Origin of the sequence: Gaiella occulta (genome assembly GCF_003351045.1) — a bacterium.
In the GTDB taxonomy this organism is placed as follows: domain Bacteria; phylum Actinomycetota; class Thermoleophilia; order Gaiellales; family Gaiellaceae; genus Gaiella; species Gaiella occulta.
The window spans coordinates 218,228-235,908 of sequence record NZ_QQZY01000001.1 but is presented as its reverse complement, the minus strand read 5'-3'; the positions used below and the strand labels follow the sequence as shown (position 1 = coordinate 235,908).

Sequence of the window (17,681 nt, the reverse complement as noted above, 5' to 3'; positions counted from 1 at the left end):
CTAGTCCCGCCCGGCGACGGCGAGCCGCTGCTCGACCTCCGAGGCCGTCGGCGGACTCGCGCCGCGCCGCTCGCAGGTGAGCGAGGCCACCGCCGACGCGAAGATCAGCGCCGCGCGCCACTCTTCCTCGGCGAGCGCGGCGAGCGCCGGCCGCGCCAGCGCGCCCCGCCGGCCGAGCGAGACGAGCAGCCCGGCGGTGAAGGCGTCCCCCGCGCCGACGGTATCGACGACGCGCGCGGGCAGCGCGGGCACGTCGAGAGAGAGACCCGGGCGGTAGAGCCGGCTCCCCTCCGCGCCTCGTGTGACGACGACGGCGCCGGGGCCGGATGCCGCCAGCGCCGCCGGCTCCTCGCCCCAGAGCTCGAGATCGTCCTCGCTCACCTTCACGAGGCCGGCGAGCCGGGCGATCTCGCCGAGCAGCGCGCGGTAGGCGTGCCAGTCGGCGACGAGGCCCGGCCGGACGTTGGGGTCGAAGGAGAGCGTCATGCCTCCCGCGAGCGCGCGCGCGAGCCCGAGGATCGTGCTTGCGCCCGGCTCGCGCAAGAGGCTGATCGAGCCCAGGTGGACGGCCTCGAAGCGGCGGAGGTCGCCGGTGGCGATCGCGCCCGGCGCGAGCAGCGCGTCCGCCGCGTTCTCGCCGCGGAAGCTGTAGCGCGCCTCGCCGCCCTCGTACGCGACGAATGCGAGCGTCGTCGGCTCCGGCCCTGTGAGGAGCAGGCTCGTGTCGACGCCCTCCGCCTCGAGCCGCTCGACGAGGATGCGCCCGAAGAGGTCGGTGGAGACGCGCCCGACGAAGGACGTCGGGTAGCCGAGCCGCGCGGCCGCGAGGGCGACGTTGTAGGGCGAGCCGCCGGGGTTGAGCTCGAAGCCCGCCAGGCGCCCGTCACGCTCGAACGGCGTGAAGTCGATGATCGCCTCCCCGAGGGAGGCGATCATCGCGGCTCGTAGGCGATCGCGCCGCGCTCGGCGGCGAGCCGCTCGGCGTAGCCGCCCTCGCGGAACGCCTGCACCGGGTCGGGCGCGAGACCGAGCTGCGCGCGCAGGTGCGCGAGCAGCGGCCGCACGTCCGTCTCGTACGCGTCGAGGAGGACCCGGTGCGCGCCGAGCACGTCGCCCGCGCGGCGCGCCTCGTCCAGCCGGAGCCGGTCGACGAGGAGGGCCTTTGCGTAGGCCGTCTGGATGTTGACGACCGACTGGATCATCGCGTCGATCTTCCCCTCGACGTTGTGCGCTTGGTCGATCATGAACGCGATCGTCTCAGCCGTCGCCGTCGTCGCCGAGTCGCGACGGGCGGCGACGATCTCGTTGAGGATGAGGAAGAGCTCGAACGGCTCGACCGAGCCGACGATCAGGTCGTCGTCGGCGTACTTGCGGTTGTTGAAGTGGAACCCGCCGAGCGCCCCCTCCACGAGGAGGAGCGCGACGATCTGCTCGATGTTCGTCCCCTGCGGGTGGTGACCGGTGTCAACGAGAACCTGCGCCTGCGGCCCCAGTCGCCGGCAAACGAGCAGCGCCGTGCCCCAGTCGGGCAGGTCGGTCTGGTAGAAAGCCGGCTCGAAGAACTTGTACTCGACGAGCAGGCGCATGCCGTCGGGCAGCGCCGCGTAGACCTCGCCGAGCGACTCGAGCAGGCGGCGGTAGCGGCCGCGGAAGTCGTCCTGGCCTGGGTAGTTCGTGCCGTCGGCGAGCCAGAGGCTGAGGATCCCCGAGTCGATCCGGCACGCGATCTCGACGCACTCGAGGACGTGGTCGAGGGCCTGCCGCCGGACGGCCGCGTCCGGGTGGCAGACACTCCCGAGTCGGTACACGTCGTCCTGGAAGAGGTTCGGGTTGACGGCACCGAGGCGGACTCCCTGTCCCTCGGCGTACCCGCGCAGCGCCGTCCAGTCGTCGACCCGGTCCCACGGGATGTGGATCGCGACGCTCGGGCACGTGCCCGTGAGCCGGTGAACGAGTGCGGCGTCCGCGATCCGCTCCCACACTGTCCTCGCCGCCCCGGGCCAGGGGAACACGTGGAACCGCGTGCCCGAGTTCCCGTAGCCCCATGAGGGCGTCTCGATCTCGAGGCGCCGCAGCTCGGCGACAACGCCGTCGGCGTCGACGCCGCCGTCGCCAAGCTGCTCGCGCAGGAACTCGAAAGCCGCCTCTCGCTCAGGCACGCCCGTAGTCTGACCCAACGCGCACGCTCATGCACCTACCGGCGCGGGGCGGTCCTCTATTCCTCTATTCCCGCCTCAAGCCGGCTCGCTCGCAGCGACGGCCGTCACACGCCGATGTCCTCGTTCCAGAGCGTGGGGAACTCCGCCATGAACCCCTCCATCAGCTCTCTGCACTCCGCGGACCGAAGGTGGACGACCTCGACGCCGCGCGCGGCGAGCAGCTCCTCGGGGCCGCGGAAGGTCGTGTCGTCGCCGATGACGACGCGCGGTATCCCGTAGAGCAGGATCGCGCCCGTGCACATGTCGCAGGGCGAGAGAGTGGTGAACATCGTGGCTCGCCGATAGACCTCCGCGGTCAGGCGGCCGGCGCGCTCGAGCGCGTCGGTTTCGCCGTGCCTGATCGTGCTGCCCATCTGCACGCGGCGGTTGCGACCGACCGCCAGCACGCGGCCGTCGGCCACGAGTGCCGCCCCGACGGGCACCCCGCCCTCGGCCCGTCCGATCCGGGCCTGCTCGATCGCCGTCTCGAGGAACTCATGGTCGTTCATCGGTCTCCTTTCACGCCCGTCGGTACGGCTTCAGATAGGCGCCCGGGTACGCCACGTTGCGGCCGGAGAGGACGAGGGCCGCGATGACGACGACGTACGGCAGGGCGAGGAGCAACTCGAAGGGTACGCCGGCAAGGGAGGGGATGAGCCGCAGGCGGAGCTGGAGGGCGTACACGAACGCGAAGAGGAGGGCGCCGACGACGCCGCGGCCGATGCGCCAGCGGCCGAAGATCACGAGCGCGATGCAGACCCAGCCGCGCCCCGCGATGATGTTGAGCGTGAAGCTGCCGAGGGCGGCCAGCGTGAAGAACGCGCCGCCGACCCCCATCAACGCGCCGCCGATCATGAGCGCGAGGTAACGGGTACGAGCGACGCTGACCCCCGCTGCGTCCGCCGCCTCCGGGTTCTCGCCGACGGCGCGGATGTTCAGGCCGAGGGTCGTCCGCATCAGCACCCACCAGGCGAGCGGCACGATCACAAGGAAGGCGACATACGTCATCGCGTACTGCGAGAGCACGTCGACGCCGAACACGTCCACGATGCCGAACGGCTTGATCGTCGCCTGCGCCTGGCTGCCACGGAACTGGAGACGGTTGGCGAAGTCCGCGGCGCCGATCAGGAAGAGTGTCGTGCCGAGGCCCGCGACGTGCTGGTTCGTCCCGAACGTGACGGTCAGCACGCCCATGAGGACGCCCGACCCGAGCCCGACGGCGATCGCGGTGACGAGGCCGACGACGAGCGAGCCCGAGGTCTGTGCTGCGAGGAAGCCGAAGAACGCCCCGGCGTACATCGTCCCCTCGATGCCGAGGTTAAGGATCCCCGCCCGCTCGCAGTACGTCTCGCCGACCGTGCCGTAGACGAGCGGGGTCGCGTTGCGCAGGGTTGCCGCAAGGACATCGGAGACGAAGCTCACGCGCTGCTCCCCGGCTCGACTCCTCCGCCTGCCGGCCGACGGAAGGACAGGCGGTAGCGGCGCAGAACGAGCAGCGCGATCACGACGAGCAGGAGCGCCCCCTTGACGATGTCGGCGAGCTGGGAGGGGACGCCGAGCTCGAGCCCCGCCGAATCGGCGCCGACGACGAGGTCGCCGAGGAAGAGTGAAGCGACGACGACGCCGAGCATGCTCAGGCCTCCCAGCGTGGCGACGACGATACCCGTGTAGCCGAACCCCGACGAGATGCCGTCCGTGAGCTGGTAGTTGATGCCGGCGACCTCGCTCGCTCCGGCGATCCCCGCGATCGCGCCGCTCGTGAGCGCGGTGCCGAGAAGCAGGCGACCCACCCCGATGCCGGCGAACCTCGCAGCCTCGGGGCTGAGCCCGGAGGCGCGCAGCCGCAGCCCGGTCGCCGTCCGCCCGAGCACGAACCAGAGGATGCCGACGATGACGAGCGCGATCACGAAGCCCAGGTGGAGCCGCGAGTCCGGCAGGATCTGCGGAAACTGCGCGTTCGAGGAGATCCGCTTCGATTCGGGGAAGTGTGTCTCCGGATTCCTCCACGGGCCGTTGAGCAGGCCGGTCACGAGCAGCAACGCGACCGGGTTGAGGAGCAGCGTCGTCACCACCTCGTCGATCGAGAGATGCACGCGCATGAGCGCCGGAGCGAGTGCCCAGACGGCGCCGCCGACGGCGCCGGCCCCGGCGACGGCGGCGATCGCGACGACGCGCGGCGCGCCGCCGACGTGCGTCCCGGCCCACGTCGCGGCGATCGCCCCGACGAGCAGCTGACCCTCCGCGCCGATGTTCCAGTAGCCGGCGCGGAAGGCGATCGCGACCGCCGCCCCGGTGAAGAGGAGCGGCGTCGCCGACACGAGCACCTCCAGCAGCGTGAAGCGCGACGTCAGCGGCTCGACGATGAACGTGCGATACGCGGTCAACGGGTTCGCGCCCGCGGCGAACACGAATCCGAGCGTGAGCACGAACGTGACCACGATCGTCAGGGGGCCCACGGCGAGGCCGAGCCACCGTGCCGGTGCCGGGCGCTGCTCGAGGCGGATGCGGATCACGCCGCTCACGCCGCCCGCCCGGCGAGCCCCGCCATCAGCAGGCCGAGCCGCTCGGGGTCTGCCTGCGCCGCCGAGACCTCACCCACGATCACGCCTTCGTAGACCACGATGAGCCGATCCGAGAGCGCCAGGATCTCGTCCATGTCCTCGCTCACGAGCAGCACGCCGGCCCCTCGCTGCCGTTGGGCGAGAAGCTCGCCGTGCACGTACTCGGTTGCGCCGAGATCGAGGCCGCGAGTCGGCTGGGAGACGACGATCACCTTCGGATCGCGCGACAACACCCGTGCCAGGACGACCTTCTGCAGATTGCCGCCGGAAAGGGTGTCGACGGGATCCTCCGGGCGCGCCTTGATCGCGAAACGGTCGATCAGCGCCTCCGCGTGCTGCCGCATTCGCCTCTCGTCCAACCGGATCCCTTGGCGGAACTCCGCAAGATGTTCGAGCGCGAGGTTCTGCGCCACGCTGAGCTCGCCGACGACGGCGGCGTGGCGGTCCTCGGGGATGCGGCCGACGCCGGCGTCCACGACCTCGGCCGGCGTCGACCCGGTGATGTCCACGTCGTCGACGGCTATGACCCCCTCGGTCGGCTGCTGCATGCCGCAGAGCACGTTCACGAGCTCTGTCTGGCCGTTGCCCGACACGCCCGCGACGCCGAGAACCTCGCCGCGCCGCACCTCGAACGACACGCGGCGCAGGGCGGGAAGCCGCTGGCGGCCCTCGGCGGAGACACCCTCGACGCGGAGCACGGTGGCGCCCGAGACGGATGCTGCTGGGCGCTGCAGCGGCCGGATCGTGCGGCCGACCATCAGCGTCGCGAGCTCCCGGTCGTCGACGTCGGCCGTCGCGTAGGTGCCGACGACGGCCCCGCGCCGAAGCACCGTGACGCGCGCGCTGATCTCGCGGACCTCGTGCAGCTTGTGACTGATGAAGACCACCGCGATGCCGTCGGCGCAGAGACGCCGCAGCGTCGCGAAGAGCGCCTCCACCTCCTGCGGCACGAGGACGGCCGTCGGCTCGTCGAGGATCAGCACCCTGCAGTCCCGGTAGAGCGCCTTCAGGATCTCGACGCGCTGCTGCTCCCCCACCGAGAGCGCGCCCACCCTCGCCAGCGGATCGACCCGGATGCCGAAGCGTTCCGACGCCCCCTTGACGCTCCTCGCGGCGACGTCCAGCCTCACGCGGACGCCGTCGGTACCGCCGAGGACGACGTTCTCGGTGACGGTCATCGGCTTCACGAGAGCGAAGTGCTGGGTCACCATCCCGATGCCGGCGGCGATCGCGTCCTTCGGCGAATGGATCGTCAGCGGCCGTCCGTCGATCAGGGTGACGCCGGCGTCGGGCCGAGCGAGGCCGTAGAGGATCCGCATCAGCGTCGTCTTGCCGGCGCCGTTCTCGCCGAGCAGCGCGTGCACCTCGCCGCGCCTGACGGAGAGATGGACATCGTCGTTGGCGACGACGTTCCCGAAGCGCTTCGTAACGCCGCGAAGCTCCACGGTGGGCGGGTCGTCCCCGCCCACCGTGGAACCCAGGTTGGCCGAGGTCACAGCGGTTGCGTTACCGTCACACCTACTGCTTGCCCTTGACCGAGACCGAGCCCGACGGCTGCGCCTCGTTGATGTCCACCCGAAGCGCGCCCGACTTGATCTGCGCACGCAGGCCGTTGACCTTCGCGACGAGCCTGGCTGGAACGCCGCCCTTGGCCCGGGCGTTGATCGGAGCGAGGCTCGCTCCGCCCTTGCCCATCATCGAGAAGTCCTTCAGGTCCTGCGCCGTGTACGTGCCCGCCTTGACCTGCTTGATCACGTACTCGACTGTCGGCGACATGTTCCAGACAGCGCTCGAGACGACGTTCCGCGGGCCGATCTTCCGCTGATCGGACATGTTCCCGAAGGCGAACACGTCCTTCTGCACAGCGGCCTCGATCACGCCTGCGCGCTCGGCATAGATGGCATCGACGCCCGCCCCGACCTGCGCCAGCGCGGCCTCCTTCGCCGTGGCCGGGTCGAACCAGCTGTTGATGAACGTCACCTTGACGACAGCCTTCTTGTTGATCGAGTGGGCACCGGCGGTAAACGCGTTCGCGAGCCGGTTGACCTCGGGAACCGGGAAGCCGGCGACGATGCCGACCTTGTTCGTCTTCGTCAACGACCCGGCGAGCACGCCGAGCAGGTAGGCCGGCTCATGGATCCAGTTGTCGAAGACGGAGACATTCGGTCCGGCAGGCCCGCCGCCCGAGCCGAAGACGAAGGCGATGCGCGGGAAGGCCTTCGCGACGCGACGGACGGCCTCTTCGTTGCCGAAGGCGTCGCCGATGATGATGTCCGGCTTGTTCTTTCCGGCGACCTGGCGCAGCACCCGCTCCATGTCACCCGAGTAGCCGATGTCATCGGCGAACGAGTAGTCGATCTCGCCGGCGTTCTTCGCCCGTAGGAGGGCGGCATGGATGACCCCGTCCCACGGCTCCTCGATCGGCGTTGCGAACGCGCCGAAGACCTTGAGCTTGGCGCTGCTCCCGGTCTGGCCGGCGGACGCGACACCGCCGCCGAGGACGGCTGCGGCCAGGAGGAGCGCCGCAAGCGCGGCGAGAAGCGGCGTGCGCCGGAACCGGCGCGGAGTGCTGGTCTTTCGAGCTCTGGACATGTGTGCTCCTCGTACGTCCGGTGAGGGAGATCTGAGCCGCAACGATCTGACGCCGGGCGCCGCGTGTCAAGCTGCAAGGCGGCGACGCCTCCGGCGCCTCAGCCGGCGAGGCCGCGGGCCTTGCGGCTCGCTGCCTGCTGCCGCTTGTTCGCGGCGAGCTCGACCTTGCGCAGCCGGATCGACACCGGCGTCACCTCCACGCACTCGTCCTCGCGGATGAACTCGAGCGCCTGCTCGAGCGACAGCGGCCGCGGCGGGATCAGCCGCACAAGCTCGTCCGACGTCGAAGCACGCATGTTCGTCAGCTTCTTCTCCTTCGTCGCGTTCACGTCCATGTCCTCGCAGCGCGCGTTCTCGCCGACGACCATGCCCTCGTAGACGACAACCCCCGGCCCGACGAAGAGCGTGCCCCGCTCCTGCAGGTTCGCGAGCGCGAACGCCGTCGTCGGACCCCGCCGATCCGCAACCAGCGAACCGCTCGGCCGCGTGCGCAGCTCACCGTGCCAGGGCTCGTAGCGGTCGAAGACATGATGGAGGATGCCGGTTCCGCGCGTCTCCGTGAGGAACTCCGTCCGCAAGCCGATCAGCCCCCGCGCCGGCACGAGATACTCGAGCCGCACCCAGCCGGTGCCATGGTTGACCATCTGCTCCATCCGCCCCTTGCGCAGGGCAAGCAACTGAGTGAGCACGCCGATGTACTCCTCGGGGACGTCGATCGCAAGCCGCTCCACCGGCTCGCACACCCTCCCGTCAACCTCCTTCGTCACGACCCGCGGCTTCCCCACCGTGAGCTCGAAACCCTCACGGCGCATCAACTCGACAAGAACAGCAAGCTGCAACTCCCCACGACCCTGCACCTCCCAACTGTCCGGACGCTCCGTCGGCAGCACCCGCAGCGAGACGTTGCCGACGAGCTCGTCCTCGAGTCGCCGCTTCACCTGGCTCGCCGTCAGCCTCGTGCCCTCGAGCCCCGCGAGCGGCGAGGTGTTGATTCCCACCGTCATCGAGAGCGACGGCTCGTCCACCTGCTCGACGGGCAGCGGGCGCGGGTCGTCGATGTCCGCGAGCGTCTCGCCGATCGTCACCTCGGGAAGGCCGGCGACGGCGACGATGTCGCCCGGCCCGGCATCGGCCGCGTCGACCCGGTCGAGCGCCTCGGTCACGTACAGCTCCGTCACCCTGGCGCGCTCGACGGTGCCGCCGGCGCGGCACCAGGCGACCTGCTGTCCCTTGCGGATCGTGCCGTTGCGCACCCGGCAGATCGCGAGGCGGCCGACGTAGGGAGATGCGTCGAGGTTCGTGACGAGCGCCTGCAGCGGGTGGCCCTCCTCGAAGGTCGGGGCGGGAATCGCCTCGAGCAGGAGCTCGAACAGGGGCCGCAGGTCGTCGGCGAGGTCGTGGGCGGCGAGGCCGGCTCGACCTGCCCTGGCATTGCAGTAGACGATCGGGAACTCGATCTGGCTCTCGTCGGCGTCGAGGTCGAGGAACAGCTCGTACACCTCGTTCACGACCTCCTCCACGCGCGCGTCCGGGCGGTCGACCTTGTTCACGACGAGGATGACGGGCAGCCCGGCCTCGAGCGCCTTGCGCAGCACGAAGCGCGTCTGCGGCAGCGGCCCCTCGCTCGCGTCGACGAGGAGCAGCACCCCGTCGACCATGCGCAGGCCGCGCTCGACCTCGCCGCCGAAGTCCGCGTGGCCGGGGGTGTCGACGATGTTGATCTTCGTCGCGCCGTAGCGCACGGCCGTGTTCTTGGCGAGGATCGTGATGCCCTTCTCGCGCTCGAGGTCCATCGAGTCCATCACGCGCTCGGCCACGTCCTGATTGGCGCGGAACGAGCCGGACTGCCACAGCATCGCGTCGACGAGCGTCGTCTTGCCGTGGTCGACGTGCGCCACGATCGCGACGTTGCGGATGTCGTCGCGGCCGCTCACCCAGCGAGGGTAGCTGCGATCCGCGCGACGACCGCCATGGGGGTGCGGCAAGGGCGGCTTACCGGCCCTGAAGACCTGCCGACACGGCGGCCGTACGTTCCGGGTATGCCCACCGTCCCACCAGGACGGAATGACGGACCGGTTCGTGCGCCGGCGCACGACCACGTCGGGCCCGTCGCTCACGATCACGGGGCAGGGCGGCAACCGCCCTGCGCTGAAGGCAATGCTCGGCCAGAGCCGGTCGCAGACTTTCGCGACCGGCGGCGAGACGGTGTTCCTCCGGGCCGTCCTGCCCGCGCGAGCGGCCGCTCAGCCTGCGATGTCGCGAACGAAATGGGCGGGATCGAGCGGTTCCCCCGTCGCCTGCTCGAGCAGCCGGTCCCACCGCAGCGAGAGCCCCGGCGCGAAGACGCGGTCGCGGAGAAGGCGCCCGGCCGCCTCACGGCCGACGATGCCGCCGCACTCGCGGCACAGGGTGCCGGCGAGCTGCGAGGCGACGAGCTGCCCGTAGAGGTAGGTGTGGTAGTAGACAGGCGCACAGGCGACGTGGATCTTCGCCGCCCAGTCGGGGGCACGGCGTCCGTCGGGCGGCGCGACGAGCTGGTAGCGCTGCACGAGCTCCCACCAGCGCGCGTCCAGATCCATCTCCGGGTCGGCGTAGAGCGAGCGCTCGAAGTTCGTCATCACGAGCACCCAGCGCGTGAACACGAGCAGCTCGGCGGCGCGCGCGGCGCGCAACGGCCCCGCGAGCCTCGCCGCCTCCGCCGCGCCGACGCCTGCAACCTGCTCGAGCCAGCCGGCGTCGCTCGCGAGGCGGCCCATCAGGATCGCGATGCCCTCGGTGACGACGAGGTGGCAGTCCCGCAGCAGCCAGGGCAGGGAACGGTCGAAGCCGGCGTCGTAGACGCCGTGGCCGAGCTCGTGCAGCATCGTGTCCATCCAGTAGGCGTCCGGCACGATGTTGGCGAGCACGCGCACGTCCCCGGCGCGGTCGACGTCGATGCAGAACGCATGCTGGCACTTGCCGTCGCGCGGGAAGAGGTCGCTGCGTTCGAGGATCGCCCGGGTCTCGAGCCCGAGGCCGTCGAACGTGGCGCGGCTCAGCTCGACGAGGTCGCGGCCCGCGAACACCGGGTCGAGGTCGACGCCGCCCTCCGCCGGCACCTCCTGGAAGAACGGGTCCGCGTAGTGCCACGGGCGCAGGTCGGCGACGGGGCAGCCGAAGCGCTCGGCGAGGCACTCGTCGACCGCCGCCTTCCAGCGTGCAAACGGCTCGGCCGTGGCGCGGTCGCAGGCGTCGAGCGTGGAGAACAGCCGCTGCTCGTCCATCTCGGACGTCGCCACCGAGAGGGCGAACCAGTCGCGGTATCCGAGCGTGCGCGCCGCCTCGTTGCGCAGCCGCGCGAGCGCGCGGACATCGTCGGCGACCGACGCGCCAACGGTCTTCGACGCCTCCCAGGCCGCACGCCGCTCTGCCACGTCGTCGCTCGAGCGCAGGATCGCCTTGATGCCGTTGTCGTCGACGGCGCGGCCGCCGACCTCACCGCGGTGGGTCGAGAAGCGCATCTCGACGGACGCCTCGATCTCGATGATGCGCTGACGTACCTCCGCCGCCACCTGCCTCGGAAGCAGCGCGTCGCGCAGGAGGCCGAGCCGGCGCGCTTCGAGCCCTTCCGCCCCGGGCAGCGCCGCCTCGATCTGCGCGAAGCGGTCGGCGTCGGCGAGGAAGTCCGAAAGCTCCCTCTCGAGCGCGACACGCCGGCGCTCGTTCTCCTCCGTCGCCTCGACGTTCAGGTCCCACCAGGCGCGGGAGACCGCGGTCTGGAGCGGGGCGAGCTCCTCGTCGATGCGGTCTGCGATGCTCCGGGCGGGCGTCACGGTCGGCAGTGTAGAGATGCTCACGACGGCAACGGCGAGCAGGCCGGGGCGAAAATCGCCACAATCCGCCACAATCTGACCGCAAGGTCAGACCGAACCCGCCGAAACGGAGCCAGACGATGGCAACTCACGTCCCCGTCCAGATCGACCGCGCGCGCATCAGAGAGCTGAGCGAGCGCGAGGCGCGAAGGCTCGACGAGCGCACGCAGGGCTCCCGGGCGTTCTACGAGCGGGCGCGACGCAGCCTCGCCGGCGGCGTCGCCTCGTCGTACCAGACCCGCGACCCGTGGCCCATCTACCTCGAGCGCGGCAAGGGCGCGCGCGTGTGGGACGTCGACGGCAACGAGCTCATCGACTTCCACAACGGCTTCGGATCGATGGTGCAGGGACATGCGCACCCGACGATCACGAAGGCCGTGAACGCGCGGATCGAGCTCGGAACGCACTTCGCCGCCCCGACCGAGGACGCCATCGTCGTCGGCGAGGAGCTTGCACGACGTTGGGGGCTGCCGAAATGGCGCTACGTCAACTCGGGCTCCGAGGCGACGATGGACGCGATCCGCATCGCACGGGCGGCCACCGGCCGCGACACGATCGTCAAGATCTTCGGCTCCTACCACGGACACCACGACTACGTGATGGTCTCGATCGGGGTCGAGTACGACAGGATCGGCGACCGCTTCGACCTGGCGTCGCTGCCCTACGGCCTGGGCATCCCCCGGGCGGTGGCCGAGATGACGGTGGCGGTGCCGTTCAACGACGCAGAGGCGATGGAGCGCCGCATCGAGCGACTGATCGAGGAGGGGCGGGCGCCCGCCTGCGTGATCATGGAGGCGGCGATGATGAACCTCGGGGTCGTGCTGCCCGAGCCCGGCTACCTCGAGGCGGTGCGGGAGATCACGCGCAGGCACGGGATCCTTCTCATCTTCGACGAGGTCAAGACGGGCCTCTGCATCGCCGCCGGCGGCGCGGTCGAGCGCTTCGGCGTCAGGCCCGACCTCGTCACGCTCGCGAAGGCGCTCGGCGGCGGCCTCCCCTCCGGCGCGATCGGCGGTACCGAGGAGGCATTCGAGCTCGTCGAGGCGGGCAAGGTCGTGCAGGTCGGCACCTACAACGGCAACCCGCTCTCGATGGCGGCCGCGCGCGCGAACCTGCTCGAGGTGCTGACGCCCGCGGCCTACGCGCACCTCGACACGCTCAACGACCGCCTCATGCAGGGCTGCCAGGCGGTGATCGAGAAGTTCAGCTTCCCGGGCTACGCGGTCGGCGTCGGCTCCAAGGGGTGCGTCACGTTCTCGCCCGAGAGGATCAGCGACTACGCGTCCTTCAAGGCGAACCAGGACGCCGAGCTCTGCGAGCTCGCCTGGCTCTACAACATGAACCGCGGCATCTTCATGACGCCGGGCCGCGAGGAGGAATGGACGCTGTCGATCACCCACACCTTCGCGGAGTGCGACCGCTTCGTGGCGGTGTTCGAGGAGCTCGCGCACGACCTGACGGCATAGCGCAGGGCGGCGGCGGTGCGCACCGCCGGGCGGCCTGGCCCCGGCGTGCGGCGCGCGTGCCTCGGCTGACCGCGCGATACGCTTGGCCTCGATGGCGAGCGCCCAGAGCACCCGCACGATTCCGTGGGACTGGTACGCCGATCCTGCCGTGCTGCGGCTCGAGCAGGAGCGGATCTTCCGCATGAGCTGGCAGTACGCCGGCCACACCGGCGACGTGCCGGAGCCAGGCTCGTTCGCCGTCACGCGCGCGGGCCATATCCCGATCGTGCTCGTCCGCGACGGGGCGGGAGAGCTGCGCGGCTTCGTCAACGTCTGCCGCCATCGCGGCCACCTGCTGTGCGAGGGCGCCGGCAGGCGCGAGACGCTGCAGTGCCCGTACCACGCGTGGACGTACGACCTCGACGGGTCGTTGCGCGCCGCGCCGCGCTGCGACGACGAGCCCGGCCTCGACCGTGCGGCGCTCGGGCTGGTCCCGGTGCAGGTCGACACGTGGGGGCCGTTCGTGTTCGTGAATCCGGATCCCGCGGCCGCCCCGCTCGCCGAGCACCTCGGCGAGCTGCCGCGCCTCGTCGAGGACGGCGGCGTGGACGTGGACGGGCTCGTCTTCCACAGTCGCGCCGAGAGCGAGCTCGAGGCGAACTGGAAGGTGTGCGCAGAGAACTACCTCGAGTGCTACCACTGCGCCGTCGCGCACCCGAGCTTCTCGAAGGCGATCGACGTGGCGGCGAGCGCGTACGCGCTCGAGGAGCACCCGACCTTCTCGAGCCAGTACGGGCCCCCGAAGAACGGCGGCGGCGGCGTCTACGACGCCGCCGGCAGGGTCGGCCGCGGCCAGTTCCACCTGCTCTTCCCGAACACCGCGATCAACGTCATGCCGGGGCGCGGCAACCTCTCGATCGGCCCGATCGTGCCGCTCGGCGCCGAGCGCACGTACCGCTTCCTCGACTACTTCTTCGAGCCCGGCATCGACGAGGAGTGGGTGACGGACTACCTCGAGCTCGACGACCGCGTCGGCGCCGAGGACCGGGCGCTCGTCGAGCGCGTCCAGCTCGGGATGCGCTCGGGCGTGATCGCGGAGGGGGCGCTGCTAGCGCGCTCCGAGCGGCTGATCGCCCACTTCGAGCGCCTGCTCGTCGCCGCGCTCGCGGCGGACGCGTAACGGCGCTCGCGGCTCTCGTGCTCCGGATCGAGACGCTCCCGGCGGCGGGGTCTGGCACGATCCGCGCATGAGCGTGGAGACGAAGGTCGCGGAGCCGCGGCTGCTCAACCGCGAGCTCTCCTGGCTCGATTTCAACGCGCGCGTGCTCGACCTCGCACAGGACCCCGGGCAGCCGCTGCTCGAGCGGGTCAGGTTCTGCTCGATCTTCTCGTCCAACCTGGACGAGTTCTTCATGGTGCGCGTCGCCGGCCTGATGGGGCAGGAGGCGGCCGGCTTCGGCGTGCGCTCGAGCGACGGGCTCACGCCGCAGCAGGCGCTCGCCCGCATCCGCGACCGCGTCGTCGACCTCACAGCCCGGCAGGCGAAGCTGTGGAAGCGCGAGCTCCGCCCGGCGCTCGCCGCCGAGGGCATCCCCGTCGGCACGATCGACGAGTGCGGCGCGAAGGAGCTCCGGCGCCTCGAGACGCGCTTCGTGCGCGAGATCTACCCCGTGCTGACCCCTCTCGCCGTCGGTCCCGGGCAACCGTTTCCCTACATCTCGGGGCTGTCGCTCTCGCTGGGCGTGCTCGCAGTCGACCCGGAGACCGCAGAGGAGCGGTTCGCCCGCGTGAAGATCCCGGAAGGGCTCGACCGCTTCGTCGACACCGGCAAGCGCCTGCTCCCGCTCGAAGTCGTGATCGGCCACTTCCTGCCGATGCTGTTCCCGGGCATGGAGATCGGCGAGCGGGCGGTGTTCCGGGTCACGCGCGACGCCGACTTCGAGGTCTCCGACGACGCCGACGACCTGCTCGAGGCCGTCGAGTCGGAGCTGCGGCGGCGGCGCTTCGGCGACGTCGTACGTGTGGAGGTTTCGGCGTCGGCGTCGGCCGGCATGCTCGAGCGCCTGCAGGACGGGCTCGCAGTCGCTCCGAGCCAGGTGTACGAGATCGAAGGGCCGCTCGACCAGGCCGACCTGATCCAGCTGACACGGCTGGAGCGTCCCGACCTCAAGCACGAGCCGTGGGTGCCGGTCACGCAGCCGCGCCTCGCGCGCGTCAAGGACGGGGCACGTTTCTTCGACGAGATCCGCCGCGGCGACCTGCTCGTACAGCAGCCGTACGAGTCGTTCCGGACGAGCTTCGAGGCGTTCGCGGCCGCAGCCGCCTCCGACCCCGACGTGATCGCGATGAAGACGGCCGTCTACCGCACCTCGGACGACAGCGCGCTCGTGTCCGCGCTGATCGACTGCGCAGAGCAGGGGAAGCAGTCGGTGTGCCTCGTCGAGCTCAAGGCGCGCTTCGACGAGCGGCGCAACATCGAATGGTCGCGCGAGCTCGAGCAGGCGGGGGTGCACGTCGTGCACGGGTTCCCCGACATGAAGATCCACGCGAAGATGACCCTCGTCGTGCGCCGCGAGGCGGGCGGACTGCGGCGCTACGTGCACATCGGCACCGGCAACTACCACGCGGCGACGGCGCGCCTGTACGAGGACGTGGGCCTGTTCACGGCCGACGAGGAGATCGCGGCCGACGTCGCCGACGTCTTCAACTACGTCACCGGCTTCGGCAGGCCGCAGCGTTTCCGCAAGCTGCTCGTGGCGCCGTTCGGGATGCGGGCGCGGCTCGTGGACGAGATCCGGCGCGTCGCGGCCGCCGCGGCCGCGGGCGGGCCCGCGCGCGTCCGCCTCAAGCTCAACAACCTCGTCGACGCGACGATCATCGACGAGCTCTACGCGGCGAGCACCGCGGGAGCGGACGTCGAGGTCTGCGCACGCTCGGTCTGCATGCTGCGGCCCGGCGTCGAAGGGCTCTCCGAGAGGATCCGCGTACGGTCGATCCTCGGGCGCTTCCTCGAGCACAGCCGCATCTACTCGTTCGAGGCCGGCGCGTCGAGCACGATCTTCATCGGCAGCGCCGACCTCATGCCGCGGAACCTCGACCGCCGCATCGAGGTGCTCGTACCCGTCGAGAACGCGCGCGCCCGCCAGGAGCTCGGCGCCGTGCTCGACAGCGTCTTCGCCGACGACGCGCAATCGTGGGCGCTCGCCGCCGACGGCTCGTGGTCGCGCCTGCGGCCCGCACGGCCCGGCAAGCCGTTCGACCACCAGGCCGCCTTGATGCGCCGCGCGCAGCAGCGCTCGCGCCGCCTCACGGACGGGCGCACGCGCAAGTAGGGGCGAGCCCGCCGGCCTCAGGGGCGCACGAGCGGCTTGTACCTGATCCGGTGCGGCTCGAGGGCCTCGGAGCCGCGCGTCTCGGTCACCCAGGCGGCGTACTCGCCCCACGAGCCCTCGAACCACGTCACCTGCGAGTCGCCCTCGAAGGCGAGGATGTGCGTGGCGACACGGTCCAGGAACCAGCGGTCGTGCGTGATGACGACGGCGCAGCCGGCGAAGTCGAGCAGCGCATCCTCGAGCGCGCGCAGCGTGTCCACGTCGAGGTCGTTCGTCGGCTCGTCGAGCAGCAGCACGTTCCCGCCCGAGCGGAGCAGCTTCGCGAGGTGCACACGGTTGCGCTCTCCGCCCGAGAGGTCGGCGATCTTCTTCTGCTGGTCGCCGCCGCGGAAGTTGAACCAGGACACGTACTGGCGCGAGCTCACCTCGCGCTTGCCGAGCAGCACGACGTCCTGGTTGCTCGAGATCTCCTTCCACACCGTGTTGGCCGGGTCGAGACCGCCGCGGTCCTGGTCGACGTAGGCGAGCTGCACCGTGTCACCGACGCGCAGCGTGCCGCTGTCGGGTCGCTCCTCGCCGGCGATCATGCGGAACAGGGTCGTCTTGCCGGCCCCGTTGGGCCCGATCACCCCGACGATGCCGCCCGGAGGCAGCGAGAACGACAGGTCCTCGACGAGCAGTCGGTCGCCGAAGCCCTTCGACACGTGCTCCGCGTCGACGACGACGTCGCCGAGGCGCGGGCCCGCCGGAATGTGGATCTCGACGCGGTCGAGCCTGACGTCGGCGTCGCCGGCAAGCAGCTTCTCGTAGGCTCCGATGCGCGCCTTCGACTTCGCGTGGCGTGCCTTCGGGCTCATGCGCACCCACTCGAGCTCGCGGGCGAGCGTGCGCCGGCGCGCGGACTCCTGCTTCTCCTCCTGCGCCAGCCGCGCCTGCTTCTGCTCGAGCCACGACGAGTAGTTGCCCTGGAACGGGATGCCCCTGCCGCGGTCGAGCTCGAGGATCCAGCCGGCGACGTTGTCGAGGAAGTAGCGGTCGTGGGTGACGGCGATCACCGTTCCCCGGTACGCCTCGAGGAAGTGCTCGAGCCAGGCGACCGACTCGGCGTCGAGGTGGTTCGTCGGCTCGTCGAGCAGCAACAGGTCGGGGGACGAGAGCAGCAGGCGGCAGAGGGCGACGCGGCGTCGCTCGCCGCCCGAGAGGGTCGTCACGTCGCGGTCGCCGTCGGGCAGGCGCAGCGCGTCCATCGCGTGGTCGAGGGCGGCGTCGAGCCCCCAGGCGTCGTGCCGGTCGATCTCGTCCTGCACCTGCGCCTGCTCGGCGAGCAGCGCGTCGAAGTCGGCGTCGGGCTCCGCGAAGGCGGCCGAGACGGCGTTGAAGCGGTCGAGCAGGTCGCGGAGCGGGCGCACGCCGTCCTCGACGTTGCCGCGCACGTCCTTGGCCGGGTCGAGAAGCGGCTCCTGCTGCAGGAAGCCGACGGTGGCACCCGGGTGCAGCTCCGCGATGCCCGACGACGGCTCCTCGAGGCCCGCCATTATCCGCAGCAGCGTCGACTTGCCGGCGCCGTTGGGGCCCAGCACGCCGATCTTCGCCCCGGGCAGGAAGGAGAGGGAGATGTTCGCCAGCACCTGCCTGTCCGGGCCGTAGAACTTGTCGACCCGGTACATCGTGTAGACGTAGTCGCTGCTCACGGCCGCGCAGG

General features: G+C 70.9%; 13 protein-coding genes. 3 read left to right on the top strand and 10 right to left on the bottom strand.

The genetic code is table 11. The features are described from left to right. From Gocc_RS01115 to Gocc_RS01075, 9 genes are all read right to left on the bottom strand, one after another. On the bottom strand, positions 1-936 hold the full coding sequence (locus tag Gocc_RS01115; RefSeq protein WP_114794693.1) for a carbohydrate kinase family protein: 936 nt from the start codon (positions 934-936) through the stop codon (positions 1-3). After that, positions 933-2,159, bottom strand: coding sequence for an L-rhamnose isomerase (rhaI, locus tag Gocc_RS01110; protein ID WP_114794692.1), 1,227 nt, complete (start codon positions 2,157-2,159; stop codon positions 933-935). The genes Gocc_RS01115 and rhaI overlap by 4 nt, the downstream gene beginning before the upstream one ends. A gap of 104 nt (positions 2,160-2,263) precedes the next feature. After that, positions 2,264-2,707, bottom strand: a complete 444-nt coding sequence (locus tag Gocc_RS01105; protein WP_114794691.1) for a nucleoside deaminase — start codon at positions 2,705-2,707, stop codon at positions 2,264-2,266. Between the two features lie 10 nt (positions 2,708-2,717). Next, the gene (locus Gocc_RS01100; RefSeq protein WP_114794690.1) at positions 2,718-3,620 is read right to left on the bottom strand and encodes an ABC transporter permease; all 903 of its coding nucleotides are present in this window, start codon (positions 3,618-3,620) and stop codon (positions 2,718-2,720) included. Then, positions 3,617-4,720, bottom strand: coding sequence for an ABC transporter permease (locus tag Gocc_RS01095; protein WP_220150378.1), 1,104 nt, complete (start codon positions 4,718-4,720; stop codon positions 3,617-3,619). Before Gocc_RS01095 ends, Gocc_RS01100 begins: the two co-directional genes overlap by 4 nt. Beyond that, positions 4,717-6,255: an ABC transporter ATP-binding protein gene (locus Gocc_RS01090; protein ID WP_220150377.1), complete on the bottom strand. Its 1,539-nt coding sequence runs from the start codon at positions 6,253-6,255 to the stop codon at positions 4,717-4,719. Before Gocc_RS01090 ends, Gocc_RS01095 begins: the two co-directional genes overlap by 4 nt. 22 nt (positions 6,256-6,277) lie before the next feature. Further along, entirely contained in the window at positions 6,278-7,351 is a 1,074-nt protein-coding gene (locus tag Gocc_RS01085) for a BMP family protein (RefSeq protein ID WP_114794689.1), read from the bottom strand. Between the two features lie 98 nt (positions 7,352-7,449). Further along, positions 7,450-9,285 carry a translational GTPase TypA gene (gene typA / locus Gocc_RS01080; protein WP_114794688.1) on the bottom strand — a complete coding sequence of 612 codons (1,836 nt, stop codon included), beginning with the start codon at positions 9,283-9,285 and terminating at the stop codon, positions 7,450-7,452. A 309-nt stretch (positions 9,286-9,594) separates the two neighbouring features. Further along, positions 9,595-11,163 (bottom strand): M2 family metallopeptidase, encoded by a 1,569-nt coding sequence (locus Gocc_RS01075; protein WP_147281141.1) that lies wholly within the window; start codon positions 11,161-11,163, stop codon positions 9,595-9,597. 119 nt (positions 11,164-11,282) lie between these two features. Between Gocc_RS01075 and Gocc_RS01070 the strand changes: the two genes are divergently transcribed. From Gocc_RS01070 to ppk1, 3 genes are all read left to right on the top strand, one after another. Then, positions 11,283-12,668 carry an aspartate aminotransferase family protein gene (locus Gocc_RS01070; RefSeq protein ID WP_114794686.1) on the top strand — a complete coding sequence of 462 codons (1,386 nt, stop codon included), beginning with the start codon at positions 11,283-11,285 and terminating at the stop codon, positions 12,666-12,668. A gap of 91 nt (positions 12,669-12,759) precedes the next feature. Further along, entirely contained in the window at positions 12,760-13,827 is a 1,068-nt protein-coding gene (locus Gocc_RS01065; RefSeq protein WP_114794685.1) for an aromatic ring-hydroxylating oxygenase subunit alpha, read from the top strand. Positions 13,828-13,894: 67 nt separating this feature from the next. Next, on the top strand, positions 13,895-15,979 hold the full coding sequence (gene ppk1 / locus Gocc_RS01060; protein WP_114794684.1) for a polyphosphate kinase 1: 2,085 nt from the start codon (positions 13,895-13,897) through the stop codon (positions 15,977-15,979). A gap of 17 nt (positions 15,980-15,996) precedes the next feature. Here the strand turns inward: ppk1 and ettA are convergent, their stop codons facing one another. Then, complete coding sequence (ettA, locus tag Gocc_RS01055; RefSeq protein ID WP_114794683.1) at positions 15,997-17,670, bottom strand: energy-dependent translational throttle protein EttA; 1,674 nt, start codon at positions 17,668-17,670, stop codon at positions 15,997-15,999. Positions 17,671-17,681 lie beyond the last annotated feature (11 nt).